Annotated in this window: 23 protein-coding genes, 2 tRNA genes and 1 pseudogene; 13 read left to right on the top strand and 13 right to left on the bottom strand. The window is 42.6% G+C overall.

Annotated elements, in window-relative coordinates; genetic code table 11:
* The first annotated feature begins 54 nt into the window (after nucleotides 1-54).
* The 4 genes from VQ048_RS08060 to VQ048_RS08075 all read left to right on the top strand — a co-directional run bounded on the left by VQ048_RS08060 (nucleotide 55) and on the right by VQ048_RS08075 (nucleotide 3,245).
* Nucleotides 55-894, top strand: a complete 840-nt coding sequence (locus tag VQ048_RS08060; RefSeq protein ID WP_327611181.1) for a CPBP family intramembrane glutamic endopeptidase — start codon at nucleotides 55-57, stop codon at nucleotides 892-894.
* The gene (gene rdgB / locus VQ048_RS08065; RefSeq protein WP_327611182.1) at nucleotides 891-1,478 is read left to right on the top strand and encodes an RdgB/HAM1 family non-canonical purine NTP pyrophosphatase; all 588 of its coding nucleotides are present in this window, start codon (nucleotides 891-893) and stop codon (nucleotides 1,476-1,478) included. The genes VQ048_RS08060 and rdgB overlap by 4 nt, the downstream gene beginning before the upstream one ends.
* A 71-nt stretch (nucleotides 1,479-1,549) precedes the next feature.
* A complete protein-coding gene (locus VQ048_RS08070) occupies nucleotides 1,550-2,467 on the top strand; it encodes a ribonuclease Z (protein ID WP_327611183.1) in 918 nt (305 codons plus the stop codon).
* 13 nt (nucleotides 2,468-2,480) lie between these two features.
* Entirely contained in the window at nucleotides 2,481-3,245 is a 765-nt protein-coding gene (locus tag VQ048_RS08075; RefSeq protein ID WP_327611184.1) for a TIGR02757 family protein, read from the top strand.
* Here the strand turns inward: VQ048_RS08075 and VQ048_RS08080 are convergent.
* Entirely contained in the window at nucleotides 3,242-4,732 is a 1,491-nt protein-coding gene (locus tag VQ048_RS08080; protein WP_327611185.1) for a potassium/proton antiporter, read from the bottom strand. The genes VQ048_RS08075 and VQ048_RS08080 overlap by 4 nt on opposite strands.
* A 261-nt stretch (nucleotides 4,733-4,993) precedes the next feature.
* Here VQ048_RS08080 and VQ048_RS08085 point away from each other — a divergent pair.
* Nucleotides 4,994-5,067: transfer RNA gene (locus VQ048_RS08085), tRNA-Asp, on the top strand.
* Between the two features lie 52 nt (nucleotides 5,068-5,119).
* Here the strand turns inward: VQ048_RS08085 and VQ048_RS08090 are convergent.
* The gene (locus VQ048_RS08090) at nucleotides 5,120-6,127 is read right to left on the bottom strand and encodes an o-succinylbenzoate synthase (RefSeq protein ID WP_327611186.1); all 1,008 of its coding nucleotides are present in this window, start codon (nucleotides 6,125-6,127) and stop codon (nucleotides 5,120-5,122) included.
* A gap of 60 nt (nucleotides 6,128-6,187) precedes the next feature.
* Nucleotides 6,188-7,207 carry a class 1 fructose-bisphosphatase gene (gene fbp, locus VQ048_RS08095; protein ID WP_327611187.1) on the bottom strand — a complete coding sequence of 340 codons (1,020 nt, stop codon included), beginning with the start codon at nucleotides 7,205-7,207 and terminating at the stop codon, nucleotides 6,188-6,190.
* Between the two features lie 203 nt (nucleotides 7,208-7,410).
* Between fbp and VQ048_RS08100 the strand changes: the two genes are divergently transcribed.
* From VQ048_RS08100 to VQ048_RS08125, 6 genes are all read left to right on the top strand, one after another.
* On the top strand, nucleotides 7,411-8,649 hold the full coding sequence (locus VQ048_RS08100) for an aspartate kinase (RefSeq protein ID WP_327611188.1): 1,239 nt from the start codon (nucleotides 7,411-7,413) through the stop codon (nucleotides 8,647-8,649).
* Between the two features lie 15 nt (nucleotides 8,650-8,664).
* Nucleotides 8,665-10,491 (top strand): bifunctional lysophospholipid acyltransferase family protein/GNAT family N-acetyltransferase, encoded by a 1,827-nt coding sequence (locus tag VQ048_RS08105; protein WP_327611189.1) that lies wholly within the window; start codon nucleotides 8,665-8,667, stop codon nucleotides 10,489-10,491.
* Between the two features lie 102 nt (nucleotides 10,492-10,593).
* A tRNA-Phe gene (locus VQ048_RS08110) sits at nucleotides 10,594-10,666 on the top strand.
* Nucleotides 10,667-10,877: 211 nt separating this feature from the next.
* Nucleotides 10,878-11,231 (top strand): hypothetical protein, encoded by a 354-nt coding sequence (locus VQ048_RS08115; RefSeq protein ID WP_327611190.1) that lies wholly within the window; start codon nucleotides 10,878-10,880, stop codon nucleotides 11,229-11,231.
* Between the two features lie 31 nt (nucleotides 11,232-11,262).
* Nucleotides 11,263-11,625 (top strand): hypothetical protein, encoded by a 363-nt coding sequence (locus VQ048_RS08120; RefSeq protein ID WP_327611191.1) that lies wholly within the window; start codon nucleotides 11,263-11,265, stop codon nucleotides 11,623-11,625.
* Nucleotides 11,626-11,689: 64 nt separating this feature from the next.
* Nucleotides 11,690-12,151, top strand: a complete 462-nt coding sequence (locus VQ048_RS08125) for a hypothetical protein (protein WP_327611192.1) — start codon at nucleotides 11,690-11,692, stop codon at nucleotides 12,149-12,151.
* Nucleotides 12,152-12,241: 90 nt separating this feature from the next.
* On the opposite strand, the gene VQ048_RS08130 is transcribed toward VQ048_RS08125, so the two are convergent.
* From VQ048_RS08130 to bamG, 6 genes are all read right to left on the bottom strand, one after another.
* Nucleotides 12,242-13,144, bottom strand: coding sequence for a bestrophin family protein (locus VQ048_RS08130; RefSeq protein WP_327611193.1), 903 nt, complete (start codon nucleotides 13,142-13,144; stop codon nucleotides 12,242-12,244).
* Between the two features lie 22 nt (nucleotides 13,145-13,166).
* Nucleotides 13,167-14,645: an MFS transporter gene (locus VQ048_RS08135; protein ID WP_327611194.1), complete on the bottom strand. Its 1,479-nt coding sequence runs from the start codon at nucleotides 14,643-14,645 to the stop codon at nucleotides 13,167-13,169.
* A gap of 127 nt (nucleotides 14,646-14,772) precedes the next feature.
* Complete coding sequence (locus VQ048_RS08140; protein ID WP_327611196.1) at nucleotides 14,773-15,954, bottom strand: acetyl-CoA C-acyltransferase; 1,182 nt, start codon at nucleotides 15,952-15,954, stop codon at nucleotides 14,773-14,775.
* Nucleotides 15,955-16,049: 95 nt separating this feature from the next.
* Nucleotides 16,050-17,144 (bottom strand): anhydro-N-acetylmuramic acid kinase, encoded by a 1,095-nt coding sequence (locus tag VQ048_RS08145; RefSeq protein ID WP_327611197.1) that lies wholly within the window; start codon nucleotides 17,142-17,144, stop codon nucleotides 16,050-16,052.
* Between the two features lie 10 nt (nucleotides 17,145-17,154).
* Nucleotides 17,155-17,742: an LPS export ABC transporter periplasmic protein LptC gene (lptC, locus tag VQ048_RS08150; RefSeq protein ID WP_327611198.1), complete on the bottom strand. Its 588-nt coding sequence runs from the start codon at nucleotides 17,740-17,742 to the stop codon at nucleotides 17,155-17,157.
* 2 nt (nucleotides 17,743-17,744) lie between these two features.
* Nucleotides 17,745-19,037, bottom strand: a complete 1,293-nt coding sequence (gene bamG, locus VQ048_RS08155) for a BamG family beta-barrel-assembly machinery protein (RefSeq protein WP_327611199.1) — start codon at nucleotides 19,035-19,037, stop codon at nucleotides 17,745-17,747.
* A 146-nt stretch (nucleotides 19,038-19,183) separates the two neighbouring features.
* Here bamG and VQ048_RS08160 point away from each other — a divergent pair, with 146 nt between their 5' ends.
* The gene (locus VQ048_RS08160) at nucleotides 19,184-20,305 is read left to right on the top strand and encodes a DNA polymerase III subunit (protein WP_327611200.1); all 1,122 of its coding nucleotides are present in this window, start codon (nucleotides 19,184-19,186) and stop codon (nucleotides 20,303-20,305) included.
* 100 nt (nucleotides 20,306-20,405) lie between these two features.
* Here VQ048_RS08160 and rplI read toward each other — a convergent pair whose 3' ends face one another.
* The 3 genes from rplI to rpsF all read right to left on the bottom strand — a co-directional run bounded on the left by rplI (nucleotide 20,406) and on the right by rpsF (nucleotide 21,746).
* On the bottom strand, nucleotides 20,406-20,900 hold the full coding sequence (rplI, locus tag VQ048_RS08165) for a 50S ribosomal protein L9 (RefSeq protein WP_327611201.1): 495 nt from the start codon (nucleotides 20,898-20,900) through the stop codon (nucleotides 20,406-20,408).
* Nucleotides 20,901-21,075: 175 nt separating this feature from the next.
* A complete protein-coding gene (gene rpsR / locus VQ048_RS08170) occupies nucleotides 21,076-21,378 on the bottom strand; it encodes a 30S ribosomal protein S18 (protein WP_327611202.1) in 303 nt (100 codons plus the stop codon).
* Nucleotides 21,379-21,404: 26 nt separating this feature from the next.
* Entirely contained in the window at nucleotides 21,405-21,746 is a 342-nt protein-coding gene (rpsF, locus tag VQ048_RS08175; protein ID WP_327611203.1) for a 30S ribosomal protein S6, read from the bottom strand.
* A gap of 228 nt (nucleotides 21,747-21,974) precedes the next feature.
* Here rpsF and VQ048_RS08180 point away from each other — a divergent pair, with 228 nt between their 5' ends.
* On the top strand, nucleotides 21,975-24,377 hold the full coding sequence (locus VQ048_RS08180; RefSeq protein ID WP_327611204.1) for a TonB-dependent receptor: 2,403 nt from the start codon (nucleotides 21,975-21,977) through the stop codon (nucleotides 24,375-24,377).
* 196 nt (nucleotides 24,378-24,573) lie between these two features.
* Here VQ048_RS08180 and VQ048_RS08185 read toward each other — a convergent pair.
* A pseudogene (locus tag VQ048_RS08185) lies at nucleotides 24,574-24,682 on the bottom strand (IS982 family transposase); the annotation flags it as partial.

Consider the following 24,682-nt stretch of genomic DNA (forward strand, 5'->3'; position numbering starts at 1 on the left):
AAAACGGGGCAGGTTTTGTTTTTTTATATCTTTGCCTTCGTTACATTTAGTTGCATGAACAAATCAAAACATCGGCCGTTGCCTCGTTATACGTTTGGCTGGTTGGAAGGGCTGGTTCTTTTCGGAGGGGCATTTGTGCCTGCTTTGGGCTTTTCGTTTGTGGAGGCTTTGAGCTTAATGGTTTTCCATCGTTCGGTTCAGTATAATGATTATTTCGTGATTCTGAGTACTTTGGCCATGTGGATCGGAGCGATTGGGGCTTTTGATTACTTTGTTTGCCGTAAGCAGACGGGGCAGCGGCTGAGGTTTAATTTTTCTACCCGTAATTTTTCCACGTACGCCATGATTTTTCCGATGATGTTCGGGATGATGCTGGTTTCGGAGTTTGTAACGACGCTCATTCCCACGCAGGGGCTTTTCTTTGGCAGGATGTACGCTTTTTTTTCCCAATTAATGGCTCAGATTTCGGGAAGCCCTTTGAGGATGGTCGTGCTGGCGGTGATTGTTGCTCCTATTTTTGAAGAAATGGTTTTTCGGGGTATTATTCAGAAAGGGCTTATCAATAAAGGGATGAATCCTCGGCGGGCGATTGGGATTGCGGCGTTGATTTTTGGTTTGGTTCACGGGAATCCGTGGCAATTGGTCGGAGCCGTGCTTTTGGGGTATGTGTTGGGATTGGTTTATTACAAGACTAAATCTTTATTAATGCCTATTTTGCTTCATGCCTTTAATAATGGAGTGGCGGTGGCTTTGCTTATGGTTGGGGATTCGGAACGTTTTTCGGATAGCTTTGGACTTTCGCGGTATGTAATTTTAGGGGCGGGGCTTTTAATTTTTGCGGTATTTTATTATTTATTCATTTATAAATTTGATATTCATCATTCAGACTCATGACGGAATTATTGGTAGCGACGCATAATGCGCACAAAAAAGAGGAAATCCAGCAGATGTTGGGCGAAGGTTTTTGGGTTCGGTCTCTTGCGGACTACGATTTGCATGAAGAAATCGTGGAAGACGGAAATACGTTTAGCGAAAATGCTAAAATTAAGGCCAAATATTGTTTTGAGAAGACAGGGATTCCGAGTTTGGGGGACGATTCCGGTTTGGTGGTGGAAGCTTTGGATGGGCGTCCCGGGATTTTTTCGGCGCGTTATGCCGGGGATCATGATTTCGGTAAGAATATTGCCAAAGTGTTGGAGGAGATGAATGGGAAGACAAATCGGCGGGCTTATTTTGTGACGGTACTTTGTTATTATTCCGAGGCGGGTGCTTCTTATTTTGAAGGGCGGGTTTATGGGAATTTGTTGGCTGAAAACAAAGGGCATAAGGGCTTTGGGTACGATCCGATTTTTGTTCCTGAAGGGCACGAGATTACCTTTGCGCAGATGGAAGCCGAAGAGAAAAATCAGATCAGCCACCGGCGTCGGGCGATGGATGATTTCTTGATGTTTTTGGCTTCAAAGGAGTCCGAAAAATAAAGATAGCGGTCGGCTTCTATTCTTAATTTGTTACCTTTGCGTTATTGTTTAATGGATTAAATATTAGTTTATTGGGAACTTATCTTACGATTTTGGGGTTTAATTCGGCTATACCGACGGTTAATTCTTCACCGACGGCTCAGTTGTTGGAGATGGAAGAGCGTCATTTTCTCATCGATTGCGGGGAGGGGACGCAGGTTCAGCTTCGTAAGGCAAAAGCCCGTTTTTCTAAGATTAACCATATTTTTATTTCGCATCTTCATGGGGATCATTGTTTCGGTTTGCCGGGGCTGATTGCCAGTTTTCGTTTGTTGGGTCGGGAAACGCCGCTTCATGTTTACGGGCCCAAGGGAATTAAGGAAATGCTGGAAACGATTTTTCGTTTGACTGAAACGCATCAGGGGTTTGAGGTGGTTTACCACGAGTTGGACAAGACTTATTCGGAGAAAATATACGAAGACAAGAGGGTTGAGGTTTATACGATTCCTTTGGATCATCGGATTTATTGCAACGGGTATCTTTTTCGGGAAAAGCCTAAGGAGAGGCATTTGAATATGGAGGAGATAACCAAGTATCCGGAAATTCAGGTTTGCGATTATCAGCATTTGAAAAACGGAAAAGATTTTGTTCTCAGCGACGGCTATGTGCTAAAGAATGAGCATTTAACGCATCCGGCTTCGCCGTCGGTTTCTTATGCTTTTTGCAGTGATACGCGGTATTTGGAATCGGTGGTTCCCATCATCCGGGAGGTGGATGTTTTGTATCATGAGTCTACTTTTTTACACGATTTAAAAGAAATGGCAGACTATACGGGGCATACTACGGCATTAGAGGCGGCGCGCATTGCGAAGCAGGCGCAGGTCGGGAAATTGATTTTGGGGCATTTTTCCAATCGTTATTCGGATCTTTCGGTATTTACGGAGGAGGCTCGGCGTGTTTTTCCCAACACGGTTTTGCCGGTTCAATTGGAGCCGGTTCGTATAGGTTAGTTTTCTATTTCTCATGACTTTAACGGAGCTAAAGGATTTTTTGGACGAGAAAGCGGATTGTTATAATCATCCGGATTTTATTTTGGAGGATCCGATTCAAATTCCTCATCGTTTTTCGTTGCGGCAGGACGTAGAGATTTCGGCTTTTCTTACGGCGACTATTGCGTGGGGTAACCGCAAATCCATTATTAAGTCTGCGGAGAAGCTGTTGGATTACATGGGGCATTCGCCTTATGATTTTGTTGTTCATTCCCGCGAGTCCGACTGGGCTTTTTTTGAGGGGAAGCCTCTTCACCGAACGTTTAATGGGGATGATTTGGCTCAGTTTATCCGAAATCTTCAGCGGCTTTACTCGGCTCAGGAAAGTTTGGAAGCGTATTTTCTTCTTCAGGAAGGGGAGGTGAATTTTTACCATTCGCTGCATCGTTTTAGGGAAGCTTTTCTCGGGGGGGAGCCGCACCGCTGCGCTAAGCATGTTAGTTCTACGTATAAGAATGCTTCGGCTAAACGCCTGATGATGTTTTTGCGTTGGATGGTTCGTCGGGATCGTCGTGGGGTGGATTTTGGCTTATGGCAAAGGCTTGATCCGAAATATTTATCGGTTCCTTTGGATGTCCATACGGGCACTATTTCCCGCAAGCTGAACCTCATCCGCCGTAAACAAAACGATTGGAAAACGGTGGAGGAGTTGGATGAGGTTTTGCGCAAAATGGACGCTTCAGACCCGGCAAAATACGATTTTGCCTTGTTTGGACTTGGGGTGAGCGGGATGTTTTAGAGCTCTCTTTGCGTGTTGTTTTTTAGCACTTCTTCTACGGTTAAGAAATCTTCGTTGTTGTCGGAAAGGAGAATCAGCGAGTCTCCAGCCTGGATTTTGGTGGCTCCGTTAGGGGCGAAGAAGTGGTCGTCCCTCTGTACCAAAGCGATGAAGGCTTCTTTGGGCAGGTGCAGATCCACGACTTTTTTGTCTACCGCGGCGTAATCGGGATTTATTTTCAAACGTCTGAATTTAGATTTAGGTTGGTAAGGCACGAGGTTTTCTTCCGTTGATACAGGGGCTTCGCCTTCCGAATCGTTTTCGGGGATGGCCACGTTCAGCCATTTGGCCACGACGGGAATGGTGGTGCCTTGCAGTAGGACGGAGGTCAACGAAATGAAAAATACGATGTTAAAAATCATATTGGCTTTTTCTACGCCGGCGATCAGGGGATAGGTCGCAAAAACGATAGGAACGGCTCCCCGAAGTCCGACCCAGGAAATGTAGAGCCTGCGGCGGTTTTTCATTTTGAAGAAGGCGGTGCTGAGAAACACACTGACGGGTCTGGCTATGAAAATCAAAACGAACGAAATGATAAGACCGATGCCTACAACAGGAAGAATTTGGCTTGGGAAAACCAAAAGTCCTAAGGTAAGGAAGAGGATAATCTGCATCAGCCAAGCGAAACCGTCGTACATTTTGATGATGGAATTTTTATGGATGATATCTTGGTTTCCGAGATAAACGGCGCAGATGTAGATGGCAAGGAAGCCGTTGCCACCCAAGCGGTCTGTGGCCGAAAAGGTAATGAACATCAGGGCAATCACCAATACGGGGTAGAGGCCTTCATAGCCTAACTCGATGCGGTTGATGATTAATTTGCTCAGCTTTCCGAAACCAAACCCCAAAATGGCTCCGAAGACCATTTGTTGTAGAAAGACGGAAATCATGGAGGCTGGGTTCTGATCGGGATTAACCACCAAAGCGGTAAAGAGAATCGTCAGGACGTAAGCCATAGGGTCGTTACTTCCACTTTCCAGTTCGAGAGTGGGCTTCAGATTGCTTCGGAGATTGAGGTTGTTGGAACGCAAAATCGAAAATACGGCGGCGGCATCCGTGGAAGAAACAATGGAGCCGAGCAAAAGGCTTTCGTAAATGGTGAAATCGGTCAGGTAATAGACGAAAAGCCCCAAGGTAAATGCTGTGAGAAATACGCCCAGAGTGGAAAGCACCATCCCTTGTCCCAAAATGGGTTTTACGGACTTCCAGTTGGTGTCTAACCCTCCTGAAAACAAGATGAAATTGAGCGAAACAATTCCGATGAATTGCGTGAGCTTGGGGTCGTTAAAGTGAATGCCACCCAAACCTTCCGAGCCGGCTAACATGCCAATTAGGAGGAAAATGATAAGGGTGGGAACCCCAAATTTATAGGCTCTGTTTCCAAAATAAACACTGACGAATAATAATATTGATCCTATGAGTAAGAAACTCTCGGTGGTTAAATTCATGAAAAAATGCGATTTCTGCAAAAATACAATTTTTCGCCGATTAGAAACGAGGCAGGCAAAGATTTGAGGAGTGCTAAAGAGAGGTGATGGAAGAAAAAGGTTTAGTTTTGGAACCGAAGTGTAAAAATAAGAAACTGTAAATCAGTTTTTAACGGATGGTGTAGTGAAAAAAAAAGATTTTTTTTTGCAGGAAATAAAAAAGTGCCTATATTTGCACCACCGAAAAGGAACGAAAGTCTTCGAGGCTTTTATTTCAGGTAGGATCCGGTAGTTCAGTTGGTTAGAATGCCGCCCTGTCACGGCGGAGGTCGCGGGTTCGAGTCCCGTCCGGATCGCAAAAAAGTCGCTAAAAAGCGACTTTTTTTATTTGGACTTCTTTTTTCTTTGTTAAGTAACAATAAAGCTTAGGTTTTCCCCATTTAAATGCAGTGCTGTTTTGGTGTTGTTTGTAAATAAGCTTCCTGTTCCCAGTCCTTGAGGTAGCGGGCTTTGTTTCGTGTAAGTGTATTGTGCGATGGCATTGAGGCCGACATTGCTCTCTAATGCAGAGGTAATCCACCAGTCGGAGCCTTGCTTTTCGGCGGAGTAAATCCATTCGTCGGTGCCGGAGAAACCTCCTACTAAGGCGGGTTTTAAGATGATGTATTGCGGTTGAATGTGGCTAATGAGTTTTTCTTTGTCTTCGGGGGAGTGGATACCGATGAGTTCTTCGTCTAAGGCGATGGGGGTAGGAGTATTTTGGCAAAGTTCAGCCATGGTGTCGGCTTGCCCGGCTTTGATGGGTTGTTCAATGGAGTGGATTTCGAGTTGGGCGAGTTGTTCTAAAACCTTGGGGGCTTGGATTGGTGAGAACGCTCCATTGGCATCGACCCGAAGCTCCAGTTCGTTGGCAGGGAATTCATTCCGCAGATTTTTAAGAATTTGGTGTTCTTCTTCCCATCTTACTCCGATTTTTAGTTTGATGCATCGGAATCCCACGTTTAATTTTTCTTTAATTTGGCTTTTCATGAAGTCCGGAGAGCCCATCCAGATTAGCCCGTTGATTTTAATGGCGTCTTTTCCTTCCGTGAAACGGCTTGGGAAGTAGAGGTTTTTGCCGTGTTTTAGGTTTAGAATGGCTTGTTCGTAGCCGAACCATAAAGAGGGAAATGGGCGTAGTTCTTCTTTTAGACGCTCTGGGGCTTCGTTAATGTGGTTGCAGAGCCATTGCAATCGGTCTTCATAATGGGGCAGGTCGTCCGCGCTGAGACCTCTGAATAAGGCGCATTCGCCAATCCCGTAGCGGTCGTTTTCGGAAACCTCCAAAAAATAAGTTTCTTTTGTGTGCAGAACGCCGCGGGAAGTTCCTCCCGGGATTTTAAAGTTGAGGGTATAGGGGCGATAAGTTGCTTTCATAAAAAAAAGTCAGAGGAGGTCTCCTCTGACCGGGTTTAGGTTTGTGGTATTTTTTTATCGTTAATCCTTTATGGCATCCATGCGCATGAATTCTTCGGCTTTTTCTACCATTTCCACGCTGCCGCAGAAGAAAGGAACGCGCTGGTGAAGCTCGGTGGGTTCAATCTCCATGATTCTTCGGAAGCCGTCGGAGGCTTTACCGCCGGCTTGTTCTGCCAAGAAAGCCATGGGGTTGCATTCGTACAAAAGCCTTAGTTTTCCGTTAGGAGCATTGGCGTAGGACGGGTACATATAGATGCCGCCTTTAATCATGTTTCGGTGGAAATCGGAGCATAGCGAACCGATGTATCTTGAGGTGTAAGGACGGTCGCCTTCCATCATTTGGCAGTATTTCAGGTAGTTTTTAACCCCTTGGGGGAATTTGATGTAATTTCCTTCGTTGATGGAGTATATTTTTCCTTTTTTAGGGAATTTCATGTTAGGGTGGGACAGGTAATAGGTGCCCAGGCTCGGATCCAAAGTGAAGCCGTTAACGCCGTTTCCGGTGGTGTAAACAATCATGGTGGAAGAACCGTAAACCACATATCCTGCTGCCACCTGATTAACTCCTTTTTGTAGGAAGTCTTTCATTTCCACGGGGCTTCCGGGCTCGGTTACTCTTCGGTAGATGGAAAAAATGGTTCCCACGGAAACATTGACGTCGATATTGGAGGAGCCGTCCAAAGGATCGATAAGGACGACGTATTTGCTCAAGTGGCCGTTGTTTCCGCTTTGGATTTCGATGTAATCGTCGCTTTCTTCGGAGGCGATACCACAGACCACCTCGCGTTGGGATAGTGCGGTGATGAAAATCTCATTGGCCAGTACGTCCAGCTTTTGTTGGTCTTCTCCTTGGACGTTGGTGTGGCCTGCGCCTCCCAAAATGTCGGCTATGCCGGCCTTGTTTACTTCGCGGTTAACGACTTTTGAGGCGAGCCGTATGGCGCTGAGCAGTCGGGAAAGTTCTCCGGTAGAGTACTGAAAATCATCTTGTTTCTCGATAATAAATTCGCCTAAAGTTTGTAGTGCCTGATCTCCCATTTTTGGTAATTTTCTTTTCCCGTAAATTTCGGAAAATTATTTTAAATCTTCCCTATCGGTATCGGGAAATGATGCAAATCATAAATTGAAAGGCTTTTTTGAGGCTTGGTTTTTTCAATTAATGATAAATTAATACTTTTGAGAATTATTTTCGCGGGAAGCAGAAAACTTGTGGAAGTAAAATCATTAAACCCACCTTTTAGATGAAAGTATACAAATTCGGGGGAGCTTCGGTGAAAGACGCTCAAAGTGTGCGAAACGTTTTGACGGTTTTGAGCAGTCAGGGGTTTGAAGAATGCCTGTTGGTGGTTTCGGCGATGGGAAAAACCACCAATGCCTTGGAAAAGGTAGTAGAGATATATTTTAAAAATGAAAATCCTCAGGCGGCGCTTCGGGAGGTGAAGCAGATGCATAAGGAAATTGCCGAATCGCTTTTTCCCCAGGGGCATTCGGTGTTTGATGAGATTTCGCTTTTTTTTGATGATATTGAGTCTTTTTTGCGGCGGAACAAGTCGCCTAATTATAATTTTGTTTATGATCAGGTGGTGGCCTGCGGGGAGTTGATTTCCTCCAAAATACTGAGTGAATTTTTGACGCTTGAAGGTCTAACTAACCAATGGTTGGATGCAAGGGATTTTATTAAAACCGATGCGACTTACCGTGAGGGGCAGGTGGATTGGGGCGAAACGGAAAAAAAGATCGCTTCCTTGGATCGGAATAAAAGCTATGTTACCCAAGGGTTTATCGGTTCCGATGACAATAACTTTACGGTAACCTTGGGGCGTGAAGGCTCGGATTATTCGGCGGCGATTTTTGCCTACTGCCTTGAGGCGGAGGCCATGACGATATGGAAGGATGTTCCCGGGGTAATGACGGGGGATCCCCGAAAATTCAGTGGGGTGAAGCTGTTGAAACATATTTCTTACGAAGAGGCTATAGAAATGGCTTATTATGGGGCTTCGGTGATTCATCCTAAGACGCTTCAACCTTTAAAGCAGAAAAACATTCCTTTTTTTGTGAAATCCTTTCTTTCTCCGCAGGAGCCGGGAACCAAAGTGGGGATTTCCGAACAAAACGAATATACGGAGAGCTATATTCTTAAGGAAGGGCAGGTGTTGATGCGTATTTCCACCAAAGATTTTTCCTTTATAGCGGAGGAGCACCTTAGTCTTATTTTCACGGCTTTGGCTAAATTCAGAATTAAAATATCGCTGATGCAGAATTCGGCGATTTCTTTGGCGCTTTGCCTGGAGGACAAATATCAAAACATTGAGAATTTGCGAAACGAGCTCTGTGGTAATTTTGCCGTGGAAATCACCAAGGAGGTTTCGCTTTATACCATAAGGAATGCGGACGTAAAGGATTTGGATCGGTTGTATAGTGGGAAGAAGGTGCTTTTGGAGCAGCTTTCCAAGAATACGGTTCAGATGGTTATTCAATAAAAAACAAGAGAAACGATGGGACTCGTCACTAAAGAGGATTTAATAAAAGCAACGGGGCTTTCCAAGATGGGCTTGCTGAAGGTTCCGTTGGCAGGAGCGATGATGAAGCTGGCTAAATTGGATGCGGTCAATAAGCTTTATGATAAGATAAAAGATAAGAAAGGCGCCGATTTTTTCGAGGCATTTTTAAAGGAGCGAAAACTCAAGTATATCGTTTTTGAAGAGGATTTGGCTCGTATCCCCAAAAGCGGACCGTTTATTTTGGTTTCCAATCATCCGTTGGGGGCGATAGACGGGATTTTGATGACGAAGATTCTGAGCGAAATCCGACCGGATTTTAAGGTGATGGGCAATTTTCTTTTGGAAAAAATTGAACCGATGAAGCCTTATGTGCTTTCGGTTAATCCGTTTGAAGGACGAAAGGAGGCGTACAGCAGTACCTCCGGAATGCGAGAAACGCTTAAGCATTTGCAAGAAGGCGGCTGTGTGGGGATTTTTCCGGCGGGGGAGGTTTCCAATACCAATAACGAATGGGGAGAGGTAAGGGATAAAAAATGGCAGAAGCCGGTGCTTAAACTTATCAAAAAGGCAAAAGTACCGGTGGTGCCGATGTATTTTCATGCCAAAAACAGTGCTTTATTTTACCAAATGGCTAAACTTCATCCGGATTTGCAGACGTTGATGTTGCCTTCGGAGATGCTGCGTAAGCGGGAAAATCCGATTCGGATTCGTATAGGCAAGCCCGTTACTCCGAAAGTCATTGGGGAACAGGAATCGGTGGAGGAATTGGGCGAGTTTCTTTGCGGAAAGATTCAGATGTTGAAGAATTATTACGAGCGTCGCAAATCGTTGCCGGAAAAGCTCAACTTGCCTAATCTCAAACTGAGTTTGCCTCTCTTGAAAGAGGGCAATGTGGTGGCTAATATCATTGACGAAACCCCACGGGAAGACATGGAGGCCGAGATCGAAAAACTGTATGCGGCGGATAAAATGCTTTTCAGAAACGGGGATTACGAAGTTTTCTTTGCCGAGTACCACGAGATTCCGTCTATTATTCGGGAAATCGGAAGGCAAAGGGAGATGACTTTTCGGGAAGTGGGCGAGGGAAGCAACCTTCCGTTTGATTTGGATGAATACGATCCGCACTATCATCATTTGTTTCTTTGGGATCGGGCGGCGAAGACCCTTGCGGGGGCTTACCGTATGGCTTTGGGAAAAAAGGTGCTTAAAAGCCATGGGATTTCGGGGTTTTATACGGCGTCTTTGTTTGAGTTCGACCCGGAGCTTCAACCTTTTTTTAAGAAGGTGATCGAGATGGGGCGGGCCTATATATGGAAGGAGTATCAGCAGAAGCCTTTGCCTTTGTTTTTGCTTTGGCGGGGGATTGTGCATGTTTGCTTGCGGAATCCGGATCATAAGTTTTTGATGGGAGGAGTGAGCATTAGTAACAAATTTTCGGAGTTCAGTAAATCGCTGATGATCGAATTCATGCGTTCGCACTACTACGATGCGGCGGTGGCGCAGTACGTTCACCCGAGAAACGAATATAAAGTGAAGCTCAACGAGCGGGATAAGAGCTTCTTTTTGGATGAAGTGCAGTCGGATCTCAATAAAATGGATAAGATTATTGATGACTTGGAGCCGGAGATGCGTATGCCTGTTCTGATAAAGAAGTATATTAAGCAAAATGCTAAAGTGATTGCTTTTAATGTGGATCCGGGCTTTAATGATGCGATTGATGGTTTGATGTATATTCGCATTAGCGATCTTCCGGAGAGTACTATTACGCCTGTTTTGGAGGAGATGGGGGAGCTGATTAAACAAGAAAGTGAAAAAAAATAACTTTGATAATCAGTTTGTTGTTATTTTTTTTGAAAAAAATAGTTCCAAAGACTTGCGTCGTATAGAAAAAGGTTGTACTTTTGCAACATCAATTAAGGAAATGGTTTCTTAGCTCAGTTGGTAGAGCAACGGACTGAAAATCCGTGTGTCCCTGGTTCGATTCCTGGAGAAACCACTTTAAGGAAGAGTTTTAATTCTTCTAAAATTTTGAAGCCCCTTTTAGGGGCTTTTTTTATGCTCTTGTTTTAAGGCTTTTCCTGAACTTTCTTTTTTGTGGAGGACCATCAGGTGGGTTTGGCATTAGTAAAACTATTTTCCGAAAAATTTTATAAATTTCAGAGGTTTAATCTTTAACCGAAAGAGGATGTTAAAGCAAAACATGGCCGATGAAGTTTAAGGTTTATTTTATATTTATTTTTAGTATGGTATCTTGCCTTGAAGTGGATTGCAATAGGCTCAGAGAGGTGTATTCGGAAGAAGAATGTTTAATTGTCATAGAAAAGCCACCGAAACCATCGACTTGGTTTCATGCTGAAGGGATAAATCCGATGACCAATAAACCTTGCGAATGTAAAAGCGCAAATAGGTGGTGGAGTTTGTACAGCAGCGAAATACAGCAAGGCGATACGATCTTTAAAAAGCGAGGCGAATTATCTTTCAATATTCATAAAAAGGATACGGTTATTACACACTATTGGGAATGTAATGGTAAGGTTGATGGATGGAGAAAAACCGACTGAAAATCAAATTAAATTGTCACAATAGGTAAACATGAGCAAAACAGCAAAAATTATATTGGTAATAGCCTTGCTTCCGCCATTTATATTTATGGGGTATTATTTTTTTAGTGGCGTTTTCGATAATAAAACAAGAAAAGATTATTTCATAGAGGATAGAAGAATGTTAGCGTTTAATTTTAAAATTGATACAATATTTGAAGATAAAAATAATCGTTATGTAGTCACCATGAAAGGAAAAAGTAAAAATGATATAGCAAGGTCTGAAGGGGGCTGGGAAAATTTCTTTAAAGTAAATGATTCCATAGTAAAGGAAAAAGATTCGCTAAAAATTTATATTTACAGAAATAGTAAACTGGACACTGTTTTAGATTATAATGCTGTTAGTATTAGGTAAGGAGGTTTGCCAAGGTAACCAATGGAGAAGGGTGAAATAGAAAATAATAAAAAATGAAATGAGAATGGAAAGAGGAGCCAAAATAATGAGTATACTTTTCTTTTTTCTGTTTATAGTCTCTTGTAGTTCGGATTACAAAAAGGAATATAAAAGTAAGGAAGATCCTGACAATAGCTTTATAGTTGAGACATTTGATAATAGGAGTAAAATGATAACATCAATGGCTTATCGGAATAAAATAACCGATTCTTTATACTTCCTAAGGGTAAATGATGAATTTTATCAGTGTGATAGAACTTTTTTGAAACAGAGTACAGTAAAAAATGCTCAATTTTCAACGGTTAAAGAGTATAGAATTCCAAGAACGCTCAATGCAGCTCATGACAGACTTATTATAAAAAGAGAGGGGGATGCATTTGTTACCATCAATAACATGAGTGGTGATGGGACGGTTTATTTAAAATATTTTTATGATAAAGAGTATAAGATATTAAAGATTGAAACGATGGGAGTGGTGTATCAGTAGGAGTTAGGTAGGCTGAACAACAAGGGTTGGGGATTTAATGCCATTGGCCTGAGAGGAAGAAGGGGGATGGGTTGGGGCTGAAAATAGGAACTAATGATTTTCCATTTTGGAAAGAACTTCGGAGCAATTGGCTTCGATGGTTTTGCAAATATCGGTGATGGCTACGGCGGTTTTATTTTCGGAGAACGGTTCGCCGTAGAGATTAGCGAGTTTGTTGATGGTGAGAAAGGCGGTGCTAATAAGAATCATGATAGGGAGTGCTAAAATTTCGAGATGGCTGTTTTCGCCTCCTAAGTCTATATCGCCTATGAAAAGCGGAATTAGAATGACGTAAAAACCGACGATGATTTTTGTAAATGCGCTGTAAATCATCAGGAAAGGGGTGTTTTTTATTCTTTCGGCTTTGCCCTGAATGTCGTAAAAACGGTTGATGTGTTGCATCAGATCACTCTTTTCCGTGAATGAGGCGGGGACGAAATCGTTTTCGATTTCTTTGGTGAGGGCTAGTAGAATTTCGTTGGAAATTTTATGTCCGGTGTAGATGCGGTAGGCTTCGAATAGTTGGTGGTTTTCTTGGTTTGTCTCTAGGGGAGAGTGGTGTATTTCGCTTTTGAGTTGCCTAATGTAGAGGATGGTTAGTTTTACCAGGTTTTGGGCTTTGGTGGTTTGTTGGTTTTGGGCAAGAGTAAGATGATGGCCCGAACCGTAATAAGCGTAGATTTTGGCAACGAAGCTGCGGGTGTTGTTGGTAAGTTCGCCGAATATTTTTCGGGCTTCCCACCAGCGGTCGTAGGCGGAGTTCATCCTGAATCCCAAAAAGAAGGCTAAGGCGAGCCCGAAGACGGAGCCGATTTGTCCGGAGATTTTGTAGAGATGATCGCCGAAATATTCTTCTGTGCCAAAAACCAATAGGGCGTATAGGGTGGTGACGGCCAGGTAGGGCGAGGCGATTTTCAGGAGTTGTTTTCGGCCTTGTTTTTCTGTTTTTATCATGGGATTAGTGGGCGTTTCGGGGCTATTTTTGTTTTATTTTTAGCTTTACGAATCGAATTAGGACGAGTCCGGCGAAGAAAAACAAGGTCATGGATAGTGCGGCGTACCTCATGTTATTGAATTTTTCGATGAGGGTGGCGAAAATGAAGGTTCCCAAAATGATGGCCAATTTTTCCAAAACGTCGTAGAAACTGAAATAGGTGGTGTTGTCCATGGAGTCTACGGGAAGCAGTTTGGAGTAGGTGGAACGGGACATGGCCTGAAGGCCGCCCATGACCAAACCGACAATGGCGGCTACGCCGTAGAATTGGTATTCCACGTAGGGGTTTTCGTTGTTTAGGAAGTAGGCGGATAGGCAGGCGACGATCCAAAGAATGACGGCGATGGAAATTACGTTTTTGTTTCCTATTCTTCGGGAAAGTCTTGAGAAAATCAGAGCGCCTATGATGGCTTCGATTTGAATAACCAAAAGGGTGGCGATTAGTTTGCCTTGGTCCAGATTAATTTCGCTTTTTCCGAAGAGCGTGGCCATTAGGAAGATGGTTTGCATACCGACGCTGTAAAAGAAAAAGCTGGAGAGGAAAAACTTTAGGTTGCTATCGGCAAAGAGCTTGTTTCCTACTTTAAAGAGTTCCTTGAAGCTCTCTTTGGCCACGTCCAAATAAAAGTGGATGTTGGCTTTCAGAACCTCGAAAAATCCGCCGTTTTCTTTGTGTTTTTTGAAGATGTTTTTGTAGTTCAGGAGCACCAGATCTTTGGGGAGCTTGTCTTTTACCTGTCCGAATTTTGGAAGGTGTTTGAAGGTGTATTGGGAAAAACCGAACCACCAGGCGCCGGTTAAAAGAAAACTCATTCGGGTGAAAAATAGCTTTTGGGAGGCGTCTTTGGCTACGACCATAATTAGAGCGAGGCAAATCAGTACGAGCACTACCGAGCCGATGTAGCCGTAGACGTAACCTTTGGCCGAAAGGGCGTCTTGGCGGTCTTGGGTGGCGATGTCGGGAAGGAACGAATTGTAGAAGACCAAACTTCCCCAAAATCCGATACTGGCCGTGATGCTGAAGAGTAATCCCAAAAAGACGTTGTTCATGCCGGTAAACATGGCCAGTCCCATGCAGGAGGTGGCACCGAGGTAGCAGAAGAATTGCAGAAAAGATTTTTTATTTCCGATGGTGTCTGCAAGCGAGGAAAGAAATGGTGAAAGCAGAACGACAATGAAAAACGATACCGTAAGCGAGTAGCCGTAGATGGCGTCGGGGTGGTAGGTTTCCCCAAAGAGGGTGATGGGGTAGCGTACGGGGACGTCAATCCATTGGCCGGTAGCCTCCACGTATTCTTTTTTTTCAAATTGGGTGGTGATAATGGCGTAATAAATCGGAAAGATGGTGGAGGTAATCACTAAGGAATACACGGAGTTGGCCCAATCGTAGAAAGCCCATGCTTTCATGATTTTGGGGTTGTTCTTTATGGGGTTGGCCTGATGTTTTGCGTTTTCTGACATTTTGAAATGAAATTGTTGGGGCAAAAATAAAAAATCCGCCAAGAAATTAACACTTTTTCTGAAGGCTTGGCGGATGGGTTTTTCAATGGAAGCCAAAGGAGGCTCCCATGGGAGGTTTGACGTTTTTTTACGCCATATTTTCGATTACGATAGCGCTTGCGCCGCCTCCGCCGTTGCAGATGGCTGCGGCTCCGTATTTACCGTTGTTTTGTTTTAAAACGTTGATTAAAGTGACGATGATTCTTGCTCCGGAGCTGCCTAGAGGGTGGCCTAAAGCTACGGCTCCTCCGTTGACGTTAACTTTGGCAGGATCCAGGTTCAGGATTTGGTTGTTGACCAAACCTACAACGGAAAAAGCTTCGTTGAATTCAAAGAAATCCACTTCTTCCAACCGGATGCCGGCTTTTTCTAATGCGATTGGCAGGGCTTTGGCAGGGGCAGTGGTGAACCATTCGGGAGCCTGAGCTGCATCGGCGTATGCTTTTATTTTAGCTAAGGGCTTTAGCCCGAGTTCTTTTACTTTTTCGCCCGACATCAAGATCAGAGCGGAAGCTCCGTCGTTTAGTGTTGAGGCATTGGCGGCGGTTACGGTACCGTTTTCTTTTTGGAATACCGTGGGAAGAGAAGCAATGCGGTCAAAATTCACGGCTTTGTACTCCTCGTCTTCCGAAAAAAGGATAGGGTCGCCTTTGCGCTGAGGGATTTCCACGGGCACAACTTCCTCCGAAAACTTTCCTTCGGTCCAGGCTTTTGCGGCACGTTGGTAGGAGGTTACGGCGAAGCGGTCTTGGGCTTCTCTGGAAAGGCCGTATTCGGCAGCGCATTTTTCGGCACATACGCCCATATGAACGTTGTGATAGGCGTCTGTTAATCCGTCGCTTACCATCCCGTCTTTCATTTTTACGTCGCCTAATTTAGTGGCTTGGCGGGCGTTATAGTAATGGGGGACTTGGGACATGTTTTCCATTCCTCCTGCAGCAATGATCTCCACATCGCCGGATTTGATGGCTTGGGCAGCCAGCATGACGGCTTTCATGCCCGAGGCGCATACTTTGTTGATGGTGGTGGAAGGGGTGTGTTCGGAAAGGCCTGCGCCTAAGGCAACTTGTCGGGCGGGGGCTTGCCCTTCGCCGGCCTGAAGCACGTTCCCCATATAGAGTTCCTGAACGAGTTCGGGGTTGAGGTTGATTTTATCCAAAGCGCCTTTCAGGGCGATAGCACCCAGTTTTGTGGCAGGAACGGAGGCAAGGCTTCCTAAGAAACTTCCCATTGGCGTACGGGCCGCGGAAACGATAAAGACTTCTTTCATTTTTATTTTGTTTGTTCGGTTAAACTTAGCTTCTGCCAAAGTACGAATTTTTTTTAGGATTTTCGGCAGGGGAAGTTTGTATTTTAGGGGAGGGGTTAGACGAGCAGACCGCTGCAATGGTCTTGAGAACTTCCGGTGGCGGAAGCCAGCACATTGTTTTCTCCGATAAGTCTCAAAACGCCCATGAAGGCAAAAATCAGGGCTTCTTTATAGTCGATAATGGCAGGGTCAGGGATGATGATGGACGTTTGGGGGGCTAAGGTTTTGATTTGGTTTATTAAATTTTCATTATGGGTGCCTCCTCCGGTGATTAAGACGTTTTTCAGGTTGTATTTTCGGAGGGTTTTAGCGATTTGCTCTGCGGCGTGTTGGGTGAATGTCGCTAAGGCATTTTTGGAAGCTTCCGATTCGATGAGGGGAACGACATAGTGCTCTACCCATTCAATTCCTAAGGATTTTGGGAGGGGGCGGTCGTAGTATTCCAGTTGATTGAGTTGCTCCAAAAGAGCCGGGCAAGAGTGTCCTTCGGCGGCCATTTGACCGTTCGGATCGTAGGGGTGTCCCAATGTTTGGGCGAGTCGGTTGAGTACGGTGTTCACGGGACAGAGATCGAAAGCGATCCGCTGGCCATTGCTTTTTAGCGAGATGTTAGAAAATCCACCGAGGTTAAGGCAAGCGTCGTATTGGTGGAAGAGCAATTCGTCCCCAATGGGAACTAAGGGGGCTCCATTTCCTCCCATTAGCACGTCTTGGCTTCGGAAATCATAGGCTACGGGAAAAAGGCAGGTCTGTTTTATGGCGCGACCGTCTCCGATTTGCGTCGTGAAACGGCGATGAGGCTGATGGTGTACGGTATGGCCGTGCGAGGCAATAACGTCAAGCTGGTTAATTCGGTTTTCTTCGATAAAAAGCCGGGTTTTTTCTCCGAGATAAAAACCATACTTGGAGTGCAGGGCCATTAATTCTTCCGCAGGCAGGTGGATGGCGGTACGCAGTCGCTCTTCCCAATCGGGAGAGTAAGGAAGGGTGGTACTTTGTTGAATTTCAAAATTCCAAATGCCTTTTTCGTTTCTATCAAAGCGGCAGTAGCAGAGATCCAGCCCGTCCAAACTGGTTCCTGACATGAGCCCGAGAGCAAAAAAAGTTTGCTGCTTTTTTTCAGGAGTCCGTTGGCGGAAGAACATTTGCATGGTTATTTTTTTATTGTCCGGCAGAGGGGACTTGCTTGGAAGGGAAGCTGCCGGTGTTGCTGTAAAAGGTGTATTCGGAAAAGTCGTCTTTTGCGGTCATTCCTGCGGTACCCACAAGAGTAGAGCCGTCTTTGTCGGTCACGTAAACGGTATCTTGGGTAAACATGGTTTTCTTTCTCCGATCCCAGTAGATGGATTGGGTGGCAAAGAGTTGGCCTTCATTGGTTCGGATTTTTACGTTGCCTTTGGCGGTGTAGAAATCTCTCAATTCGTTAAGGCGGGCGTAGTCGGCCCATATTTTTCCAGGAACATTAGGTTTTTTTTTGTCGAAATATTCCAAATAAATGCCTTTTTTGGCTTCCACGTAAGGGGAGTCTACCAATTCGTATTTTTCGATAAGAGGCGCTTTAAACCGAAGGTTTACCCTCCCCGAATCCCGTTGGATGATGTTGGCGTTGTAAATGATTCGGGAGGCAAAATCTGTTTTTTTTTTGTTTTCGGCTTCGGTTAGTTTTTCTTCGCAAGAATTCAAAACAAAAAATATAGCCCATCCGGAAAGGACGGCTATAAAGGATTTGTATTTTGCGCGAGGGTTCATTTTTAATCGTATTGTCTTTTTTGGAACCACTTGTCTGCGAAGTTAATACCGACTTTAAAGTTTACGAAGGTCTGGCTGATCATATTGTTTTGAAGTGTTCCTCGTTTGCCGACTTCCAAACCTACATCCAAACCGTTTATCCGGTTGATGCTGGAGTTGGCAAAAGGTAACATCATGCCTGCCGTCAGAGCAAATTTATTAACGTCGGTTCCTGTGGCTGCGCCCGCAGGATTGAGTTTGAGATTGCCTTTTTCGTAGTAGGCTCCGAAGCGGTAAATGACTCTGGAGAAATAGTTTCTGAAGTTGTTGTAGTTGGGCAAATACCAACCTCCCGCAGAAATACGGTATGCGTCTTGGTATTCGAAAGGTTGCCCTAAAAAGGAGATGTTTTCTCCCTTACGGTAGTCCAACTGGCTTCCGTAGAACCATTTTCCGTCTTTACCATAGCCCATCCCGAACGAAAATTCTTGTGGGATGAGGTTTTTGCTTTCGTTCTTTGTTTGTTCGATGACCGATTCGTTGGCTTTTTGGTCAATACTGCTGTAGTAATAGGTGCTGTTTGTGTACTCGGAAACAAGGTTGCCCGTAGTGCCGAAAGTATAGGTGGCTCCTAAAGTCAGATGGCGGTCGTTTTTCAATAGTTTTCGGTAGGTGGTTCCCGCAGTAAAGTTGAACGATTTGATTTTACTTTGGGTATCGTAGCCGTTAATTAAATCTGCATTCGAGAAAGTAACTTCTTCGGTGTCGTTAAGTTTTCCGAAGTAGAAATTGGAACGGAAACCAACAGCAAAAGCCTCGGAAATTTTATATCCTAAAGCCGCTTGAACGGTGGAAAGCGTGCCTTGACCATGGAAACGGTTGGTTTTGGAGGATCCGTTGGTTTGGGTTTTGCTGATTAGGATATCGTAAGCCTTACTGCTGTAGGGTTGGTAGCCGATTCCGAACTTCATTTTGGACGAAATCGGGAAGGCCAACGAGATATTGGACAAATAGTTGGAATGCTGAGTTACCTTTGTATTTTGGTAATCGGATTTGTAGAAATTATTTTCGTTGGTGGCTTCCAAACGAAAAGAGGTAAGGTCGAAATGAGCGTTGGCGGCGGGATTCCGAAAGTTAAAACTGTTGCTGAAATCGCTTACATAAGCCGTGGTAATTCCTCCCATGGAGGATGTTTCGATGGTGTTGTCGTATTTTGGGTCTCCTATTCCGAAAGCGGCATAGGGCGAATTACCGATGGTTTGTGCCTCTGCGGAAACTCCCAGAGCCAAAAAAGACAAGGCGATGAATCTTTTCATTCTTTCTTTATAAATTCAATTCGCAAATATCCTAATTATTAGCGAAAACTAAAAATTTGATGCCGTTAAAGTTTGTTAAGTCCCATTGGCGTTGGGAGAGGTGATTTTTGGCGGTTTGGTTTTTCCGAAATTAGTATCTTTGGGCTATGAAATGGGAGGATATTACGGGGCAGACTGCACTGAAAGAGCAATTGATGGATTCCATAGCGAATAACCGGGTGAGTCATGCCCAGCTTTTCATCGGCAAAGAAGGCTACGGCACATTGCCGCTGGTGCGGGCCTACGCACAGGAAATCCTAAAGCGGGAACACGAAGCGGCGGCGGCCAAGGTGGAGCATCTCAACCATTTGGATTTGCATTTTAGTTTTCCTGTTTTTTCGGAAAAAAAGGACTCGACGAGTAAGCGCTTATATGTCGATTTTCGGGAAATGATGCTCGCTCGTCCGTATGCCTCCTACAACGATTGGACGGGGTTTTTAGAGTCGGAAAACAAACAGTTTATGATTTCGGCGGATGAGGTGGAACAAATCAACCAGCGTTTCAGTCTGAAGAGTTTCGAGGGCGGTTCCAAAATTCTTATCCTATGGTGTGCGAACAAAATGAACGATTCGGCGGCCAACAAACTACTGAAGTTTTTGGAAGAACCGCCTAAAGATACCGTGATTCTCATGACGGCGGAGTCCGATCAGGGGTTTTTACAGACGATTTTGTCCCGGGTCCAGATGACCAGAGTTCCCCGCTTGGAAGATGATGCGATCGCAGAGTACGTAAGGCGGAAGTATGGCTTGGAGGAAAGCCGAATCCAAAGCATTGCGTATCAGGCGCAAGGGGATTTGAACATGGCCATCAAATTGGTAGAGGATGCCAATTTTTCTCAGGAATTCGAGACTTTGTTCATCCAATGGGTACGGGAGGCTTTTCAAGTGAAAAAGAAGCCGGAAATGTTGCGGAATATCATTGCCTGGGCGCAAAATATTGCCGGATGGAACAGGGAAAAGCAAAAGAATTTTTTGGATTATTGTGCCGAAATGTTCCGTTTGGCTTTACTTCAAAATTATGGTAATGAAGATTTGGTCTATCGTAAGATCGAGGCCGGAACGTTTAATTGGGAGCGTTTTTCTGAATACATCCACGGGGCGAACATCGAAGATATTCTTCAGGAGATTACGGAAGCGGATTATCATTTGCAGCGAAATGCGAACGCTAAAGTGGTTTGGACGGATATGGGAATTAAACTTTCGAGGTATATTCATCGCCGGGCTTCTTAGGTTTGGGATAATTTAGAAAAAAGAGTTTGATTTTATGCAATATAAAAAAAGCCCTCACAAAAAAATGTGAGGGCTTTTTTTATTATTTTAAATCCTGAGGTTAAGCTTCTGGAGCAGGAGCTTCTGCTTTAGGAGCCGTTTCTACTGGAGCATCAGATACAACATCGAATTCGTAGTTGTATTCTACGTCTCTGTGTAGTCTTACAAGAGCAGTAAATTTACCTGTTCTCTTAATGGTGTTTCCAGGAATTTTGATGTATTTTCTATCAATCTGTACCCCTGCTTTTGCCAATTCTTCAGAAAGGTTTGCGTTGTTGATGGATCCGAAAAGTTTATCTCCGGTACCAACTTTAGCGGCGATGGTTACAGCAGTTTTCTTCAACTGTTCAACCAAAGCTTTGGCATTAGCAACCAATTTTGCTTCCTCTTCTTTTCTGGCCTCCAAAGTTTCAGCCAATACCGCTTTGTTTTTTGGAGTAGCCAATACGGCGTACCCTTGAGGGATAAGGAAATTTCTTGCGTATCCAGGTTTTACAGATACCGTGTCAAACTCTAGTCCTAGGTTTTCGACGTCTTTTTTTAGGATGATGTCCATTGTTGTTGTCCGTTTTTTAGTTTTAGAGAAAAGGCTAAAGAAAAAAGCAAGGCCGAAGCCGATCGGATAATTTCTTTTCTTTTATCTAAAAATCGTTAGAATTAATTGAATTATTCAGCAACTAAAAAGAGAGGAAGAGGAAACTCTTCTCTCTTTTCGGTCATTTTTTTTAGTTTTATTTAAGCATATCTGCCACGTAAGGCATTAGAGCCAAGTGTCTAGCTCTTTTGATTGCGGCAGAAACTTTTCTTTGGTATTTCAAAGAGGTTCCGGTATATCTTCTGGGAAGGATTTTTCCTTGTTCGTTAACGAACTGAAGAAGGAAGTCCGCGTCTTTGTAATCCACGTGCTTAATACCGAATCTTTTAAATCTACAGTATTTTTTTTCAGATTTTGTATTGATATCCAGCGGAGTAAGGAATTTTACTTCGGATTCGCCTCCGGCTGCGGCTTGTTGTGCCATTTCGTCTATTGCCATTGTTTTTGTTTTTTAGAGGTTAAAAATTAAGCTTTTGCAGTTTTTAGTTTTGCTCTTCTGGTAACAGCGTATTCTACTGCGTGTTTGTCCAACTTGGTGGTTAGGTAACGGATAACTCTTTCGTCACGCTTGAAAGCGGTTTCAAGATCTGCCACAACAGAACCTTCCCCTTTGAATTCGATTAGCGTGTAGAAGCCGTTCTTTTTAAGCTGGATTGGGTAAGCCAATTTTTTAAGACCCCAGTTTTCTCTGGCAACGATTTCGCAGTTGTGCGATTTCAATAGGTCTTCGAATTTTTTCACTGCTTCCTCCACCTGAGCGTCAGATAGAACGGGAGTTAAAATGAAAACAGTTTCGTAATTGTTCATAATGTTTAAAAATTAGTTAATTATTTCGAGCGGCAAAGCTAAGTAATTTCTTTGAGGTGTGCAAATCTCTGAAGTTAAGTGGAGGCAAATGCATCGGATTGGATCCATTGAGAAATGTCGTTTATCTTCTGCTATATATTTTTTATCGATAAAAAATAGGTTCTCACCGACAATTGTTTCTAATGTACTATTGCTTAGATAATTTTGTTCCAGTTAATAACTAATCCAATGAAGACAAGAGTATTATTTATGTATCTGTGTGTATTTAACATACAAGTTGCTTTAGCCCAAGCAGTCATATCCGGAAAAGTTACGGATTATTTAGAGAAACCTGTTCCATTTGCGACATTGAAGTTTTATGAAAACTCAGTGACCCCTGAAAATATAAAGGCTGAAAAAATTGCAGATGAGGAAGGGAATTTTTTAGTTGAAATTCCTAAAGTTGGAAATTATATTATTGGTACATCAGCTACAGGGTATTCCGATTTTTATAAAAATTTAGAGATTAATTCTAATCAAGAGCAATTGGCTCTAACTTTTCCCAAGGAGAAGGTTAGAAATATTCAGGAAGTGGTTATAAAAAAAGGAAAACCAGCAATCGTTAGAAAGTTAGATCGAGTAGTTCTAAATATTAGTGATAATCCGATAGCAGTGGGAAAATCTTCAATAGATTTATTCAGAATGGCTCCGGGTGTTTTTGTAAACGGAGGCAAAATATCAATAAATGGTGTTTGGGGAGCTCGTGTAATGGTTGATGGTAAAATGTTGAATTTGAGTGGTGAGGATTTAAAAAATTATTTACAAAATCTAAAATCTAATGATATCCAATCCATTGAAGTGATTGCTCATCCTTCGGCAGAGTTTGAAGCAGAAGGTTCAGGAGGACTTATCAATATTATCTTAAAAAAGACTTCAAAACAAGGGTTTAGTGGTAATTTAGGCTATGAGAATGGTTGGGGATTGGGTAAGTTTCCGAGTTATAATCCTTTTTTGGTACTAAATTATAAGAGAGGAAAATTTGGAGTTAATACCAGCTACTCTTTTAATCATGATAAATCCTACGAATTATTAGAACAGCAGCGAGATTTTACTAATGGAGGCAAATATCAGAATAGGTCTGATGACACTCAAATAAGAAACGCAAATCGTATAAAAATGGCATTAACTTATGATATTAGTCCAAAGCAATTTTTAGGGATTGGTTATACGGGGCAGTTAAGTAAATTTTCGAGTAATTCGTTATCGGATACCAAAATTATGTATCCTTTAGAGTCTGAAGCTATTTTTTCAAAAGGAAATTTTCCTACGGAAACTAAAACGGGCTATCATAATTTTGGGATGAACTATTCTATAAAAACCGATTCCTTAGGTTCTAAATTTACACTTTTATCAGATTTTACTTATAATGACAGAAGAGGAATAAATACTTCTAACAGTGAAAGTTTTGATTATCAGAATAAGTTATTAGATAAAACGGTGTTTAGATTGCATTTTCCAAGTATTTCAAAAATATTTACAGTAGATAGCAAATATAAATGGAATTTTAAAAATAGTAGCTCTTTAAACTTTGGAGCCAAATTAAATAGTACTAAAATAGATAATACAAATACTTACGAAAACTTTGATGGCTTAAATTGGGTAGGTGCAGTAGGTCGAAATTTTGATTTTAACTATAATGAAAATGTTTTTGCCGGCTATACAGAACTAAGTGGTTCTTTTAGAAAAGTTGAGTATCAAATAGGGGTAAGAGCGGAGCAAACAGATGTTAATGCAACTCTTATGGGAAGTCAAAAAGGAAATGTTTCTCAGAATTATCTAAGCTTTTTCCCTTCTGTTTTTATGAAAAAAAAATTAAATGAAGAAGGGAGTAACTATCTTTCTTTATCTTTTAACAGGAGAATAAAAAGACCCTCTTATTTTGATTTAAATCCTTATGAATACTATATAGATAATTATTCTGTGAGTACAGGAAACCCTTATTTAAAGCCTCAATTTACGAGTTCTTTTGAAATTGGGAGTATATGGAAGGGGACTTATTATGTCGCAGTAAGTTATAGCTATACTAAGGATATGATTACCCAAATGATACAGACTAATCCTAATACAGAGCTTTTAAAAATTATTAAAGCTAATGCGGGCAATACGTCTGTTTATACGACAACTTTTAGTGCGCCATTTCAAATTAGAAAATGGTGGAGTATAACAAATAATTTACTATTAACCTATACAAAATCAGAATCCCTCAATTTTTTAATTGAAAAACCATCTTTTGTTTTCCAAACCGAGCATGAAATATCGTTACCAAAAGGTTATAAAATGAGTATGAATGCTTTTTATACTCCACAGATGGTAAGTGGTAATGCGTTAACAGGAGCTATAGGAAGCGTAGATTTAGGTATTCAGAAAAAATTCTTAGAGAATAAACTTGTCGCAAGAGTTGCAATTAGTGATATTTTCTATACAAACAATTTTAGAGCGAAAAGTTATTTTAATAATACGATTATTAATCTTAATCATAAAGAGCAAAGTAGAGTGTTATCACTATCTCTAAATTATAGTTTCAGTGGAGGTGATAAACCAAAATTACAGAAAATGGAAAGTAGTAATAATGAAGAAAAAGGAAGATTATAAAAATATTATAAAAATATTATAAAAATATTATAAATGTCCTTTTTTAGGTGTAAGGATTAATGAGTCTAACCTGTCATTTCGTAGGAATCCTTTTAAATAGGAATCCTATGGAATGACATAAAGTTATGTTTACTCGATACAGATGATAGAAAAGATTCATTTATGTAAAAAAATAATGAAGAGATCTGTTGTGTATTTAGCACAAATTAATTTTTAATTTGTTCAAACTTCTTTTGAAGACGAAAAAATTGAGGTATTGAATCATCGTAAAAGAAGTTATTTTCGAGACTATCCTCGTCGCTAGC

It is taken from the genome of Bergeyella anatis (assembly GCF_036016955.1).
In the GTDB taxonomy this organism is placed as follows: Bacteria; Bacteroidota; Bacteroidia; order Flavobacteriales; family Weeksellaceae; genus JAYWXI01.

Coding starts and splice junctions, on each gene's coding strand:
- rplI (WP_327611201.1), bottom strand. CDS start 20,900: ATGGACATCATCCTAAAAAAAGACGTCGAAAACCTAGGACTAGAGTTT.
- VQ048_RS08180 (WP_327611204.1), top strand. CDS start 21,975: ATGAAGACAAGAGTATTATTTATGTATCTGTGTGTATTTAACATACAA.
- VQ048_RS08060 (WP_327611181.1), top strand. CDS start 55: ATGAACAAATCAAAACATCGGCCGTTGCCTCGTTATACGTTTGGCTGG.
- VQ048_RS08080 (WP_327611185.1), bottom strand. CDS start 4,732: ATGAATTTAACCACCGAGAGTTTCTTACTCATAGGATCAATATTATTA.
- VQ048_RS08090 (WP_327611186.1), bottom strand. CDS start 6,127: ATGAAAGCAACTTATCGCCCCTATACCCTCAACTTTAAAATCCCGGGA.
- VQ048_RS08100 (WP_327611188.1), top strand. CDS start 7,411: ATGAAAGTATACAAATTCGGGGGAGCTTCGGTGAAAGACGCTCAAAGT.
- VQ048_RS08125 (WP_327611192.1), top strand. CDS start 11,690: ATGGAAAGAGGAGCCAAAATAATGAGTATACTTTTCTTTTTTCTGTTT.
- fbp (WP_327611187.1), bottom strand. CDS start 7,207: ATGGGAGATCAGGCACTACAAACTTTAGGCGAATTTATTATCGAGAAA.
- VQ048_RS08075 (WP_327611184.1), top strand. CDS start 2,481: ATGACTTTAACGGAGCTAAAGGATTTTTTGGACGAGAAAGCGGATTGT.
- VQ048_RS08145 (WP_327611197.1), bottom strand. CDS start 17,144: ATGCAAATGTTCTTCCGCCAACGGACTCCTGAAAAAAAGCAGCAAACT.
- VQ048_RS08135 (WP_327611194.1), bottom strand. CDS start 14,645: ATGTCAGAAAACGCAAAACATCAGGCCAACCCCATAAAGAACAACCCC.
- bamG (WP_327611199.1), bottom strand. CDS start 19,037: ATGAAAAGATTCATCGCCTTGTCTTTTTTGGCTCTGGGAGTTTCCGCA.
- rpsR (WP_327611202.1), bottom strand. CDS start 21,378: ATGGCAATAGACGAAATGGCACAACAAGCCGCAGCCGGAGGCGAATCC.
- VQ048_RS08115 (WP_327611190.1), top strand. CDS start 10,878: ATGAAGTTTAAGGTTTATTTTATATTTATTTTTAGTATGGTATCTTGC.
- VQ048_RS08120 (WP_327611191.1), top strand. CDS start 11,263: ATGAGCAAAACAGCAAAAATTATATTGGTAATAGCCTTGCTTCCGCCA.
- rpsF (WP_327611203.1), bottom strand. CDS start 21,746: ATGAACAATTACGAAACTGTTTTCATTTTAACTCCCGTTCTATCTGAC.
- rdgB (WP_327611182.1), top strand. CDS start 891: ATGACGGAATTATTGGTAGCGACGCATAATGCGCACAAAAAAGAGGAA.
- VQ048_RS08130 (WP_327611193.1), bottom strand. CDS start 13,144: ATGATAAAAACAGAAAAACAAGGCCGAAAACAACTCCTGAAAATCGCC.
- VQ048_RS08140 (WP_327611196.1), bottom strand. CDS start 15,954: ATGAAAGAAGTCTTTATCGTTTCCGCGGCCCGTACGCCAATGGGAAGT.
- lptC (WP_327611198.1), bottom strand. CDS start 17,742: ATGAACCCTCGCGCAAAATACAAATCCTTTATAGCCGTCCTTTCCGGA.
- VQ048_RS08160 (WP_327611200.1), top strand. CDS start 19,184: ATGAAATGGGAGGATATTACGGGGCAGACTGCACTGAAAGAGCAATTG.
- VQ048_RS08105 (WP_327611189.1), top strand. CDS start 8,665: ATGGGACTCGTCACTAAAGAGGATTTAATAAAAGCAACGGGGCTTTCC.